Origin of the sequence: Aeribacillus sp. FSL W8-0870 (assembly GCF_037963755.1) — a bacterium.
In the GTDB taxonomy this organism is placed as follows: domain Bacteria; phylum Bacillota; class Bacilli; order Bacillales; family Aeribacillaceae; genus Aeribacillus; species Aeribacillus composti.
In genome coordinates, this window is record NZ_CP150165.1 from 1,874,979 (window position 1) to 1,888,902 (window position 13,924).

The following is a 13,924-nucleotide window of genomic DNA, read 5'->3' on the forward strand; positions in this document are numbered from 1 at the left end:
CTTTTTGGAGCCCCTCATTTTTTCACTTTTTAAAAAAAATGCACAAAAAAATCGTCCTTTCTAGTAAAATGAAGTTACCACACAACATTACAGAAAGGACGATTTTTTATGAGCAATCAAATGATTACTCGTGAAAATTATAACACACAAATGACACTTCCTCTAGATGGAAAAGAAGAAAAAACTCCTGCCAAAAGAAATTTAGCCCCTACTTTCAAACCATATGACAACCGTCAAGTTCAAATGATTTATGATATTGAATCTCTTATACCCGAACATCACGTGGCACGTGTCGTGGACGAAATGGTGGAGGCGATACCAGATAAACAATTGTTTTCTCATTATAAAGGCGGCGGCAGAAGTTCCTATCATCCCAAAATGATGCTGAAAATCATTCTGTATGCTTATTCTCAAAAGGTTTATTCCTGCCGAGGAATCGAAAAACTCGTTAAAGAAAATATTCCTGCCATGTGGCTTTCAGCGATGCAACAACCAGATTTTCGCACCATTAATGAGTTCCGAGGGGAACGGATGAAAGCTTTCATGGATGAGCTCTTTGAAGTCATGATTCTCAAATTGATAAAAGAACATTACATCACGATGGAAAACTACTTTTTGGATGGCACTAAGATCGAAGCCAATGCCAATAAGTATTCTTTTGTGTGGAAAAAATCCACTTTGAAATTCGAAGAGAAATTAAAAGAAAAAATCCAAGAAACACTAAAGCACATTCATGAATTAACCCAATTAGAAGCCGGAACAGGGCAAAAGGAAAGCGATCAACATACAGAGATCACCGAACAAAACATGGAGGAAATCGCAAAAGAAATAGAAGAAAAAGTTGAAACGCTAACGGAAGAAATCGAAAAGGAGACCGATACATCCATTCGGAAAGAGAAGCGAAAAAAACGCAGTCAATTAAAGAAATCGGTGAAACAAATTCGGGAAGATTTCCTGCCCCGAATGGCAAGATACAAGGAACAAAAGGAAATGTTCGGTGACCGTAACAGCTACTCGAAAACAGACAAAGACGCAACCTTCATGCGCATGAAAGAAGACCATATGAAAAACGGTCAGCTCAAGCCCGGATACAACGTGCAAATGGGGACAGAGAATCAGTTTATCTTGTTTTATACCATTCATCAACGACCGACCGATACACGTTGCTTTATCCCACATATGGAGAAGCTAGCCTCCAGTTCATTACCGATGCCCAAAACGGTCATTGCGGATGCAGGCTATGGTAGTGAAGAAAACTATGTATATGCAGTTGGTGATGAGAAAGAGCCCCGTTTTGAGTTTCTAATTCCTTATGGGAGCTATGTAAAAGAACAAACACGTACATACAAAAAAGACATTAAAAATGCCAAAAACTGGACCTATTGTGAAGAGGATGATTGTTTTATTTGCCCGAATGGAAGGAGAGTAACGTTTAAAAAATACCAAAACAAAAAGAATCCATCTGGCTATGAACAAAGCTTCAAAATATACGAATGTGAAGATTGTACCGATTGCCCATTGAAAGCGAAATGCACAAAAGCGAAGGGAAATCGTCAAGTTCACTGGAATCCCATCTTCGAAGAAATGAAAGCAAAGGCCAAAACAGCCCTTGAATGTGAAGAGAAAGCCGCCATCTACGCTCGACGCAAAGTCGAGGCAGAAAGTGTGTTCGGTCACATCAAGGGCAATCGGTCGTTCCGCAGATTTTCTTTGCGGGGCCTCGACAAGGTACATGTTGAGTTTGGGATTGTGGCATTAGCCCACAACATACTGAAAGTAGCCGGTATCCGCCAGCTACTTTCAGATAAAAATCGAAAAAATATAAAAGCAAGTGGAGAGAAACGAATTGTTTTTCTCCACTTGCTTCATTTTAGGGACTTATCGGACAGCCCCATAGATATTGTTTTTTAGACAGGCGCTATTCTGAATTATATATTTTAATTTAAGCTAATCCACACGCTTTTTACTTCTGTATAGTTGTTCAAAGCATATGAACCCATTTCGCGACCGATACCTGATTGTTTGTATCCGCCAAACGGAGAAGCTGCGTCAAATACATTATAACAGTTGACCCAAACAGTTCCTGCTCTCAAGCGATTGGCGACATAGTGAGCGTTGGCCACATCTCTCGTCCATAAACCGGCAGCTAAGCCGTATTCGCTGTTGTTTGCCCGATCAATAACTTCATCTAAATCTTCAAAAGGCAATGCAGCAATGACCGGACCGAATATTTCCTCTTTGGCAATTGTCATTTTATCTTCAACATCAGCAAAAATTGTAGGAGTGACAAAATACCCTTTTTCAGATGGCGTAGATCCGCCGGTCACAACTTCTGCGCCTTCTTCAATTCCTTTTTCAATATAATTCAACACTCTTGACTGCTGCTCTTCAGATACGAGCGGCCCCATTTCCGTTTCCGGATTCAGGCCAAAGCCTTGGCGGATATTTTTGGCATGGGAGGCCATATCTGCTAATACATTATCGTAATGTTTTTTCTGAATAAACACACGAGAACCTGCACAGCATACTTGACCTTGATTAAACATTACACCGTTTAATGCACCTGGAATCGCTTTTGACAGATCAGCATCCGGCAAAATAATATTCGGCGATTTGCCTCCTAATTCCAGCGTAACTCGCTTCAGTGAACGTGCGGCATTTTTCATTATCAGCTTGCCGACTTCCGTCGATCCGGTAAAAGCAATTTTATCTATCAGAGGATGATCAACAATCGCTTGCCCAGCTGTTTCCCCAAAGCCCGGTACTATGTTGATAACCCCAGGTGGGAAACCTGCTTCTTCAATAAGCTCTGCTAAATAAAGGGCTGAAAGTGGAGTTTGTTCTGCAGGCTTCAAAACGACTGTACAACCAGTTGCAAGAGCGGCACCAAGTTTCCACATTGCCATTAGAAGCGGGAAGTTCCATGGAATAATCTGGCCGACAACACCAACAGGTTCATGTCTTGTATAATTGAAAAATGGTCCGTTGACAGGAATGGTCTGCCCGACTATTTTTGTAGACCATCCGGCATAGTAACGCAAGTGTTCAATGGCTAATGGAATATCTGCATTTCTAGTTTCCCGGATCGGTTTTCCGTTATCCAGCGTTTCCAGCTGAGCTAGTTCTTCTTTGTTTTCCTCCAGCAAATCCGCCAGTTTGTACAATAATCGGCTTCGTTCAGCAGCTGATATTTTGGACCATGGCCCGCTGTCAAAAGCAGCTCTTGCCGCACGGACAGCACGGTCAATATCTTCTTTGTCCGCTTCATAAACCGTTGCAAGAGTTTCTCCAGTTGCTGGATTAGGAGTGTCGAACGTTTTGCCGGAAACGCTTTCGACAAATTCACCATTAATGTACAACTTTTTTTTCCCCTTTAGAAACTCCGCTACTTTCCCTTCAACATTAGCGATTAATTGACTCATCGATCATCCTCCTAATTTTTTTTTTCGTTGTGTAAACTCTGGATGAACGAAATACAGTTTTATAATAAAGGAAAATTCAGAATATTTCAACCCATTTTTTAAAAATTACCAAAAATCTCCTGACCAACAATTGCTGGATGGCCGCAGAAAACTTAAGAAAACAACTTTATTTCAGTCATCAAGACAAACTATTTAAGAATAATCGTATAAAGAGAAATGAACTTCAAAGAGGTGATGACTATGAATGAGAAGCATCAAAAATCTTTTACGACCGTAAAATCATATCGTCCTTTTCATAGCAGATATGATCCATGTAAACCAATCGGTGTCAAATACTATTCCACACCGCCAAACCTTTTCCTCGGTTTTCAGCCGCCGAACTTGCAGCAATTTTCCGCAAAAGAAGCATTAAAAAAAGGGACTCTTTGGCGATTTTTTTATGACTATTACGAAAATCCGTATGAGAAAAAAGGGAGGTAGCCAAAATGAAGGAGCTTCCTCAAGAGTACTATCAGCTCCTTGAAGAAATTCAAGCGGCTGATTTCGTGCTTGTTGAATTATCGCTTTATCTAGACACTCATCCAAATGATATAGAAGCAATCCAGCAATTTAACCAATATGCCCAATACTCAAAACAATTGAAGCAAATGTTTGAATCAAAATTCGGTGCGCTGCAGCAATTTGGAAACAGCTTTTCAGACGCGAACTGGAGCTGGGGAACGATGCCGTGGCCATGGCAAGTATAGCTTTAATCCGTTTAACTATACTCATACGATGAAAGGAGAAAGAACATGTGGTTTTATGAAAAAAAACTACAATATCCTGTCAGGGTGAGTACGTGCAACCCAAAACTTGCAAAATATTTAATTGAACAATACGGCGGAGCAGATGGAGAACTTGCTGCCGCCCTTCGCTATTTGAATCAAAGATACACGATCCCCGACAAAGTAGTAGGACTTTTAACGGATATTGGAACAGAAGAATTTGCTCATTTGGAGATGATCGCAACAATGGTGTATAAATTGACGAAAGATGCGACACCGGAACAATTAAAGGAAGCAGGACTAGGCGAGCATTATGTCAATCATGACAGCGCCTTGTTTTATAACAACGCTGCTGGAACTCCGTGGACTGCGACTTATATTCAAGCAAAAGGGGATCCGATAGCTGATTTGTATGAGGATATAGCTGCCGAGGAAAAAGCAAGAGCTACTTATCAATGGATTATCGATATGTCAGATGATCCAGACTTAAATGACGGATTAAGATTTTTGCGCCAAAGAGAAATTGTTCATTCGCAACGTTTTCGGGAGGCGGTGGAAATTTTAAAAGAAGAACGTGATCGTAAAAAGTTTTTTTAAGAAGTTCAAGGAGCATCCAATCAGACGTACTTTCATCTATTGGATGCTCCTTTTATGTTTCAGGCAGAACATTGTTGGTAATATCCAAGATTGACAGCATTGATCGAATTTTTTTACTCTCTTTCTTTTAAAATAATACAAGCAGCTGTACAATCGATCAATTGAAGCTGTTCACGTACAAAAATAGTGTATTTTGCATTACTTAATCCATTTTCTTTAGCCCATGAATAAAATTCAAAATCATATCCTCCTCCTTAATATTTATGAAGACATAGTATTTTCTACTTCTACTATGTCTATCCCAATTTTATCCTTGATATATCATCTAGGTTAGAAAAGAATGGCACACCCTAAAAATAAAAATGCAACAAAAAAGGATAAAAGTAACTCTCCTCCTTGAAAAATGGACACATTACTTAAATGGTTATTTATAACATACTGTATGGAAAATACACAGCTATCTATGCAAAAGAAAACTCAAAAATGTAAGTGATCCAGTTAGGTATTATGAGCGATGCTGCGAGTCCTTTAATAATTACCATAAATCTGAGCATATAAACGAGTGCTACTGCACTTACCAATAAAGAAAAATGTATAAGTCTGACCGAGAGCTATAATTTACATAGTCTCCTAAGAAATGATTAACTCCTAAAGAAACAAAGTAAATGATTAGGCTAGGAACAGCCATAGCAAAGAATAAACAAAAGCCTATAAGGAACATTCCTGTTAGAAGTTTTTTCGGGGACTTGAATAAAAAAGCCCTCTTGGTATGATTCGGGGGTGTCAATCGGATTAATTGCCCCCTAATTTGGATACCAAGGAGGACTATACATGAGTTCTATCTCAAACAAGAAGATTAATCAAGTCACCGATCAAACGCTCATCGTTGGCATGGATATCGCGAAAAAGAAGCATTATGCCTGCTTTGTGGATGAGCGAGGGAGGGTGTTAAAAAAGCCGTTTCCCGTTCTGCAATCGAAAGAAGGATTGGAATGGTTGTACCAGTGCATCGTGAAAGCGATGGAGGAAGTTGAAAAAACGGAAGTGATCGTTGGCATCGAGCCAACGGGACATTATTGGCTCAATCTCGCTTACTTTCTTGACGAGAAGGGCATTCCTCTCGTGATGACAAACCCGATGCACGTGAAGCGCTCCAAAGAGCTAGACAACAATCTTCCAACCAAGGCTTTATAAGTCCAAGACACTGCCCCTTGAGTTTGAAAATCTCCATTAACATTAGCGACTGTTCTAGCAGGGTCAATTTTTATAGAGATTGATTGGTTTTGAATAGCTTTTGGACTCCTTTATGAACTGTTTCATCAGGCTTTGACTACTATTTACTCGAGCTATCCTCGTAAATGCTGTTTTTTTAGGAATTTTTTTGTTTTTCATTCTGCTATATGAAAGAATGATTCAAACAGTATTTGTATGTTAGTAAAATAGCGGAAAAAGCAAGGTGAAACTGTTCCTTAGAAAGCCCAAAAAGAAAAATGAACTTCCTATAACCGAGCATACAAAATTTATGCTTCACGGCTGCCGCACTCTAAAACTACTGTATTCAGTTGTTCATTCCTTTTTAAAATGATCTTTTGATTTGAAAAATCAGTTAAATCAGCATCCGTTGAATGAGTGGCATAAATTAAAATTGCCTTGTTTTGCATGACGTAATTTTTCAAATAATCGAGAATAACTTTTCTTGACCTAATATCGAAATTGACAAAAGGTTCATCAAGGAGAATCAAATTAGGCGAAGATAGAAGTGCTAAAATTAAAGATAGTTTTTGTTTCGTTCCTAAAGACAGTTCGCGTGTAAGGGTATTTTTATATTTGTAGAGTCCAATTTTTTCTATAAGACCTTCTAGAGACGAATCTAATCTTTCCCCATTCAGGAAGGATAAGATCATATCAATTGTTTCAGCCGGTGTTAAATAATCGTATAAAAATGGTGTATTGCCAATTAAGGAGACTCCTTTTATATACTTTTGAAAATCGTCCTTTAATGAAATATTGTTTAACTTGATGTTCCCATCGAATGTTGTCATTCCACCGATGATATTCAACAACGTTGATTTGCCAATTCCATTTTCACCAAGTAATTCAACAATGCTCATGTTATCTATTTTTAAGTTAATACCGTCAAAAATGTAGGCTGATTCACCATATCTTTTTTTTATATTGATCAATTCAAGCATGTTTTACCTCTCTTTTGTCAGAAAATTATATAATAATAAAAAATGTGAATAAACAATAAAGAAAAAGAGTATAGGATATATACTGCCGAATTTCATTGAATAAAAAGCTACAGCGCTGCATGCAATAGAAGGCAATCCTAAAACGAATAAATCTTCTAAAGGATTAAAAAAATATACAAAAAAATTGTTTTTAATATCTTCTATTGATAATTTTTGAAAGCGATAGACTCTTTTTGAAATGATTTTTATTGTGTAGAAGTAAATGATTGTTGAACATAAAACAGTGACAGCTGAAAATAATGAAAATCCATAAAGGAATACACCAGCATAATAACTGATTAGGATTACGATGAGCCTTCTTGACAGAAATTTAGAAAGCGAATTCTCATAATAAGTTTTTTGATCAAACTTCTTTATATAATAAAAATCGCTTAAATTACAGTCGTTTAACAGTTTTGAGCTATTTATGATTCCTTGAGATATCATACTAATCATCGCGCTTTCAATTCCTAAATAAACCGAAATGATAATCAATTTATGAATATTAAAATAAAAATGAATCATACATATCAGAACTAAAGAAGCAACTGCAAACAAATAAGTATACAATATATATAAGTAGTAAGTTCTATTTTGACAAGATCGGGATAAAGCCGCTTGATACTGATCTAAATGCAGGTCATTTTTATACCGGATGAAATGTTCTTTCTTTTTCGTAGCGTTCGGCCCGTGAATAAATAAAAAGACAATCTGAGGATTGCTCCATAAAAATTTTACAATAATAGTAAAAAAAACAGCTATTAAGACGAAAATCTCGTATAAAAGGATGGTTATGTAACTAAAATGAAATTCTCTCATAAAAATCAACATAAAAAAACAATAAGAAAGAATGTTTGTTCCAAATGTTAACAGCAATTTTTTAATAATCAGTAATTGAAATTTAATTTTGTGAGCTTTATACATCCATTGAGAAATATTCTCCAGTTCCACATGATCGTAATCATCATTATTAATATCAGTGAACAAAAGCGTTATAAAAAAATAGATAGTGGCGATATAAAAAGGATTTATATTTATTATAAAGGAATGAAAAAAATAAATGAGCAAATAGACAAAAATCGGTGCTAACATCGAAGCGAAAGTAATGACTGCATTGACGTTATAAAGAAAGACCAGCAGCAATTTTTTATCGCCGCCAGCAAACTTATTTAGAAAATTCCCAAATAAAATCTCGAAATTTGCTAATGCTTTTCTTTTTTTCATTAACCGCTTGTATTTGAAGTATTTCATCTTCTTCAATTCCCCAACATTTTCGCAACAATTTTTACTAGATTAAAAATTCCTACTAAAAAAACAATTATCGAGATTACGAACAATATTCTCATTTTAGCCTTAAATTTTTTTTCCATATTATGCACCTTCCTAAGATCATTGAAATTGCACAACAGTCATGAACGTTTGAATGATAAGCGTCAAACCATAAGTGGTCGAAAATATTATTGTACACAGTTTTGTTTTTAGGCTGATAGAAGTGGAACTGTCTAAATATGATAAATATAAGTAGAAAAAAACAACCAATAGGATTTGCGAACCTGGAAACCAGCCCAGCCATTGAATATCTTGCAATTGATCAAAGCCAGCCAGTGAAATGATCGTCATATTTAATAAAATGGAAACAAGATTCGCAAAAATGATGGCTGATAAAAAGTTACTAAATGTAAACTTTTTATTCGTCATGACATTTGTAATATAAGTAACAAATATTGTTTCGATTATGATCACGATAATTCCCGCAATCAATTGTATTAAAATTAACAAAGCAGTAACAAACGAATGTGCAAACAATGGAAAGCTCGCTTGCAGTTTATCAAATTGCTCAATCACTTGAAACTGTTTAATGGAAAAAAATGAACTCGCCACAACTGCTAGCACTAACAGGCAAAAAGAAAGTAAATTTATTATTCTTTCATTTTTTAATTTGAGCATTTTTATCCCCTTTATAAGAAAAGGTGTCCCGCCTTATTACAAAAATTAAAACATTAGGAGGCTAAAGGCTATTACAGTTAGAGTCAATCACCATGAAATATAAGAAAGTTCATTGAGACCATCAAGAATAATTCCGGCAGCAGTCAGATTAAATTCATAACTTATCCTCTCAAAATTGCTTGAATTTCACACAAATAATATTCTTTCCTCGTTTAAAATTGCAACTGAATGGGCTGTACTTAGTTGGTCAGAAATTTTTAGTTCTAGTAGACTATAAACAACAAATCATGCAATTGTACTGAAGCGGGAAGCCAAGCATAGATAAGCAGCCTGTGAATTCTTATGTGATGAAACCCGAAAACAAAGTCATGTAATTTATTTTAAAATAGTATTTCCGAATGAGGTTTTTGGCAATTTATAGAAATATTATAATGAAGGTTGGATCCCTTGGTCAAGCTGCTCCTAAATTTTTCTAATGGTTTTCAAAAGGTGGCATGTTAGGAATAATGATTTTAAGTAATCCATCCCATTAATCTACGTTTTTTCAGACAGAATCATCTTGTTTGTAACACTCATTATTGCGTGAATAAAAAATGTTCATGCCCGATGCTTCCGAGAAGCAATCGAAATTTTAAAAAGGTCAACATTCGGTGGTAGAGGAAAAGACTTTCGGATTGACCAACAGCCGAATGCCATTCCACTTTATGCTAAAACAAATATTTTAACAAATAGCTTGGAGGTCTTGTCATATTGTGTGACAATTCATTTTGCAAACAATGTTCTAAATGAAAAAAAGATATATTTTTATATGAACTTATATTATGATTAAAATAAAAGGATCGGAAAACTATAAGTTTACATAATTATATTATTGTAAAAAGGAGATGGATGGAGAGATGACGGAAAAAAGAAAACCTAGCGGCTTTTTATTGAAGCAGCGAGCTTTTTTAAAATTATATTTAATCACGATGACGGAAAAGAAGCGGCTGTATGGTTTTAAAATATTGGATGAACTGCGGGAAGAGTTTCGCCCGTATGGCTACCGTCCGAATCATTCTGAGCTGTACAAAGCGCTTCATGATTTAATAAAAGACGGCATTTTAAAACAAATTAAACGAAAAAAAGAAGGAGCCGAGTTTCAAGAGGTTGTCTATTATCAGTTTGTCGATTATGAAAAAGCAAAACAATATAAAAGACAACTAAAAGCAGAGCTGGACCGCTCAAAAGCAATTATTGAAAAAGCTATACGAGACAATTTTGCATAAATATGGAGGAGTATTATGATCAATCTTGCAAAAAAGCTGGAACAAATCGATGGCAAAGGTTATAAAGCGTACAAACAGATTCAAGGCTCGTACAAGTTTCCTGATTTTGAATTGTTGATCGATTATGTACAGGGCGATCCGTTTGCAAGTCCTTCGAAAATCAGAATATTGATCGCTAGAAGCAAAACGGCTTTTTTACAAAAATGGACAAACAGCCGGCAAAGAAAGATAAGATGTGAAGATATGATTGTCCGCGAAGTATTTCAAGCAATTTCTAATATGAAAAATAACGTACGCGGCTCTGGAAAAAGCGGGCTGATCATGATTGACAAACCGGGGCAGAAGGTGTTAGAACGGACAGCTGTTCAGATAGGAGAAAACGATATTACAGTTTGTCTTTCAATCGGTCTTCCGGCTCAAGGGAGAACAATATTAGGCAAGGAAGCCAAAAAAATATTTTTTCAACTACTTCCCGAAATTTTGCGGCATTCTGTCTTTTCTGTGAAGGGGAAAGATATTGAGGGCGCGATTCAACTTTGCGACCAGCAAATGGCGATCCGCTCCTATATGAAAGAGAGAGGAATAATAGCGTTTATTGCAAATAATTCAATTTTGCCGCGTGCAAGCGGCGTAAGTGATCAGCCGTTGAAGGGCGCTGTTCCTTTTCAAAGTCCAAAGGAAATGGAAGTCTCAATTCCTGTTCCGCATCGGCAAGAACCGTTGAAGGGCATGGCTATATACAAAGGCATCACCTTGATCGTTGGAGGAGGTTATCATGGAAAAAGCACTTTATTAAAGGCGCTCGAGCATGGTGTTTATGACCATATTGAAGGGGACGGCCGTGAATTTGTTTTGACGGACCGTTCAGCATGCAAAATACGTGCCGAAGATGGCCGCAGTATAAAGAAGGTGGATATTTCCGCTTTTATTAACAATCTGCCGTTTCAAAAAAGCACAAAATCCTTCTCTACTGAAAATGCAAGCGGCAGTACATCGCAGGCAGCCAATATAATGGAAATGCTAGAAGCAGGAGCAAAAACATTATTGATCGACGAGGATACAAGTGCAACAAACTTTATGATCCGGGACGCCAGAATGCAAGCATTAATTCATAAAGAGCATGAACCCATTACTCCATTTATCGATAAAGTTTTACAATTGAAGCAGGATTTTGATGTCTCAACAATTTTAGTTATGGGAGGATCGGGAGATTACTTTTCCGTTGCGGATCGCGTAATTAAAATGGATCATTATAAGCCTTATGACGTCACACATGAAGCAAAACAGATTGCCTGTCAAATTAAAACCGGAAGAAAGCATGAAGGAGGGGAGAAATTTGGAGAATGGAAGCTTCGTATTCCGGAATCAGGCAGCTTGAACAGCAGAAAAGGGAAAAAATCTAAAATTGCTTGCCGGCTTTCTGAAATTCAATATGGACTAGAAAAAATTGATTTATCTTATGTAGAACAGCTGGTCGACGAAAGCCAGACAAGAATGATTGGAGAAATATTATCGTATATCGAACGGACAAACCTTTTTGACAGACGCTTAACAGTATCACAATTGCTTGATTTCGTAGAAAATAAGATCAATCAGGACGGTCTCCAAAGTTTTTCGGCCCATCATGGTCATCAAGGTGAATTGGCGTATGTAAGAAGATTTGAATTAGCGGCAGCCTTGAACCGGATTAGGGCGTTAAAAATTCGGGAATGAAGAAAAGACTTTCTTCCATAAAAAATTTTTCTATCATCATCAACGAACTGACGGGTGCCCCAATTTTGACAGCGCAAAGAAAGCGAGAGACTCCGAGCATTTCTTTTGCTTAGACGGTCTCGACCGCAAGCTTGCCGGCGTGAAACGGGCGCGGGAGTAGCGAGCTTTGAATCTGTCAATGCTCGTTACGAAAACGATTTGGCATGAACTTGCTGGTTTTCCCGCTTGTCCGTTTTCTTTTTCTCTTTTAAATAATCAATTAAAACTAGCAGAATAACAATGAAAAAACAAATGCTTGATAATTGAAAAATCGTTCCTAAATCAACATAGGATGATAAGAAGCCTAGAAAAACCGCACTTATTCCTATTCCTCCATCCAATGCTGAATAATACATTCCGTTTGCGACTCCTCTCCGATCGGCAGGTGTTTTAGAAAGCACCCATGATTGCAAAACAGGAAGCAGTGACCCAAAACCGGCGCCAAATAAAATACCAGCTAAAACAAGCATTCCGACTGAGTATGTGAAAGATAAAACCCAAAAGGCGATAAATGTTAAGAATGAGCAAACAATGGCAAGAAGCCAAGGACCGCTTCGATCAAACCACTTTCCTGAAATTGGTCGTACAGCAGTTGCCGCCAACGCATTACATAAGTAGTATAGGAAGATTTGATCGATCCCTCTTTCTTGTCCGAATATGACGATAAACGTGACAATTCCCCCATAACCGAAAGCTGATAATAATGTAATCAGTGCAGGAAACGCCCCATGTTTATCAATGAGTGAGCGAAAAAAAGAAAAATCCTTTACATGCATTGATTTTTCTAAAACAGACTTTGGCGTTTTGTATTGAACTAATGAAAGGGCGATAATCGATATGACACCGAAAATGGCGGAACCGATGATGAGCGGCTGGAATCCTAAATGTTGAAAAAGCAAAATGCCAAAACTAGGAGCGATGATCATCCCAATGGTGATAGATAAACCATAATAGCCCATTCCTTCTCCGAGGCGTTTCGTTGGAACCAATTCAACAGCTGCCGTTCCATTTGCTGTTGTTGACCATCCCCAGGCAAAACCGTGAAGGAGGCGGACAATTAAAAATAAAAAAACAATCGATGTAAGCGAGTATGAAAGGGTTAAAAAGAGTAAGCCTACAGCTCCAGTTATAACGAGCCATTTTCGTTTCGCCGATTCAAGAAGAAAACCAATGAGCGGTCGAATGACAACAGCAGCGATGGAAAAAAGGGTTGTAACAAGCCCGATTTCAATGTCCGATGCTCCAATTGCTTTCGCTTGCGGCGGCAAAGTAGGCAAAAGCATTTGAAAGCTCATAAAAACAAATAAATTTCCGATAATTAACAAAATGAATGATTTTGTCCAAAGCGGCGGCTTGGCGGTATAAACGGCAGATTCCTTCATGGATTTGATGGCACCTCCTGCATCGTAAAAACAAAAATATTTAGATACTCGAACAATTACCAACTACTCTATTATACAAATTTTTCAAAGGAACTCAATGGATTGGTTGCCTTTTCTTTTTAATAGAAGCTGGAGAAGAAAATTCACAAATCGATGGAAAATCTAGAACAGCGATGGGGTGAAAAAGTTTCAACTGAAACATATTACAAAAAAAAAGCCGATTTTCTTTCAAACATGAGAAAGAAAATCGGCCGTTTTCTTTTATCGGTTTGGCATGATTTGTTGAATTTGACTGTTTGCAAATTTTTGTTGCAGCGGTTTGATGATGTTAGCGAATAAGTTTTGTCGTCTGCCAAATCCGTATAATGCTGCAGCCCCCAAACCGACTAAAGAAATCCACATCATGCTGTTTCTTTGCCGGTTCTTAGGAAACATGGAGCGTTTTTTTCCCATTTTGAAGAGGGACCCCATTTTTCTCATTATAAAAGCACCTCTTCCTAAGTTGTGTTTGGAAGAACATCTTCCAACAGTTATAGTATTGTTTTTTCACGATTCTTTATTAGT

General features: G+C 37.2%; 12 protein-coding genes and 1 pseudogene. 7 read left to right on the forward strand and 6 right to left on the reverse strand.

Features of this window, described 5'->3' with window-relative positions; genetic code table 11:
- Positions 1 to 108 precede the first annotated feature (108 nt).
- Positions 109 to 1,911, forward strand: coding sequence for an IS1182 family transposase (locus NSU02_RS09095; protein WP_339195461.1), 1,803 nt, complete (start codon positions 109 to 111; stop codon positions 1,909 to 1,911).
- Positions 1,912 to 1,937: 26 nt separating this feature from the next.
- On the opposite strand, the gene NSU02_RS09100 is transcribed toward NSU02_RS09095, so the two are convergent.
- Positions 1,938 to 3,422, reverse strand: coding sequence for an aldehyde dehydrogenase family protein (locus NSU02_RS09100; protein WP_339195464.1), 1,485 nt, complete (start codon positions 3,420 to 3,422; stop codon positions 1,938 to 1,940).
- Positions 3,423 to 3,662: 240 nt separating this feature from the next.
- Between NSU02_RS09100 and NSU02_RS09105 the strand changes: the two genes are divergently transcribed.
- From NSU02_RS09105 to NSU02_RS09120, 4 genes and pseudogenes are all read left to right on the forward strand, one after another.
- Positions 3,663 to 3,902 carry a spore coat associated protein CotJA gene (locus tag NSU02_RS09105; RefSeq protein ID WP_063389713.1) on the forward strand — a complete coding sequence of 80 codons (240 nt, stop codon included), beginning with the start codon at positions 3,663 to 3,665 and terminating at the stop codon, positions 3,900 to 3,902.
- Positions 3,903 to 3,907: 5 nt separating this feature from the next.
- Positions 3,908 to 4,168: a spore coat protein CotJB gene (locus NSU02_RS09110; protein WP_063389714.1), complete on the forward strand. Its 261-nt coding sequence runs from the start codon at positions 3,908 to 3,910 to the stop codon at positions 4,166 to 4,168.
- 45 nt (positions 4,169 to 4,213) lie between these two features.
- Complete coding sequence (cotJC, locus tag NSU02_RS09115) at positions 4,214 to 4,783, forward strand: spore coat protein CotJC (RefSeq protein ID WP_063389715.1); 570 nt, start codon at positions 4,214 to 4,216, stop codon at positions 4,781 to 4,783.
- 831 nt (positions 4,784 to 5,614) lie between these two features.
- A pseudogene (locus NSU02_RS09120) lies at positions 5,615 to 5,968 on the forward strand (transposase); the annotation flags it as partial.
- Positions 5,969 to 6,303: 335 nt separating this feature from the next.
- Here the strand turns inward: NSU02_RS09120 and NSU02_RS09125 are convergent.
- The 3 genes from NSU02_RS09125 to NSU02_RS09135 all read right to left on the reverse strand — a co-directional run bounded on the left by NSU02_RS09125 (position 6,304) and on the right by NSU02_RS09135 (position 8,961).
- Entirely contained in the window at positions 6,304 to 6,975 is a 672-nt protein-coding gene (locus tag NSU02_RS09125; RefSeq protein ID WP_339195466.1) for an ABC transporter ATP-binding protein, read from the reverse strand.
- Between the two features lie 3 nt (positions 6,976 to 6,978).
- The gene (locus NSU02_RS09130; RefSeq protein ID WP_339195469.1) at positions 6,979 to 8,265 is read right to left on the reverse strand and encodes a sugar transporter; all 1,287 of its coding nucleotides are present in this window, start codon (positions 8,263 to 8,265) and stop codon (positions 6,979 to 6,981) included.
- 138 nt (positions 8,266 to 8,403) lie between these two features.
- Positions 8,404 to 8,961, reverse strand: a complete 558-nt coding sequence (locus NSU02_RS09135) for a hypothetical protein (RefSeq protein WP_339195472.1) — start codon at positions 8,959 to 8,961, stop codon at positions 8,404 to 8,406.
- Between the two features lie 896 nt (positions 8,962 to 9,857).
- Between NSU02_RS09135 and NSU02_RS09140 the strand changes: the two genes are divergently transcribed.
- Together NSU02_RS09140 and NSU02_RS09145 are read left to right on the forward strand one after the other, a co-directional pair.
- A complete protein-coding gene (locus tag NSU02_RS09140) occupies positions 9,858 to 10,226 on the forward strand; it encodes a helix-turn-helix transcriptional regulator (protein WP_063389720.1) in 369 nt (122 codons plus the stop codon).
- 15 nt (positions 10,227 to 10,241) lie between these two features.
- Complete coding sequence (locus tag NSU02_RS09145; protein WP_327856842.1) at positions 10,242 to 11,939, forward strand: ABC-ATPase domain-containing protein; 1,698 nt, start codon at positions 10,242 to 10,244, stop codon at positions 11,937 to 11,939.
- 185 nt (positions 11,940 to 12,124) lie between these two features.
- On the opposite strand, the gene NSU02_RS09150 is transcribed toward NSU02_RS09145, so the two are convergent.
- Both NSU02_RS09150 and NSU02_RS09155 read right to left on the reverse strand, forming a co-directional pair.
- Positions 12,125 to 13,360, reverse strand: a complete 1,236-nt coding sequence (locus NSU02_RS09150; protein ID WP_339195475.1) for an MFS transporter — start codon at positions 13,358 to 13,360, stop codon at positions 12,125 to 12,127.
- Positions 13,361 to 13,621: 261 nt separating this feature from the next.
- Positions 13,622 to 13,840: a hypothetical protein gene (locus tag NSU02_RS09155; protein ID WP_066246604.1), complete on the reverse strand. Its 219-nt coding sequence runs from the start codon at positions 13,838 to 13,840 to the stop codon at positions 13,622 to 13,624.
- Between the last annotated feature and the right edge of the window lie 84 nt (positions 13,841 to 13,924).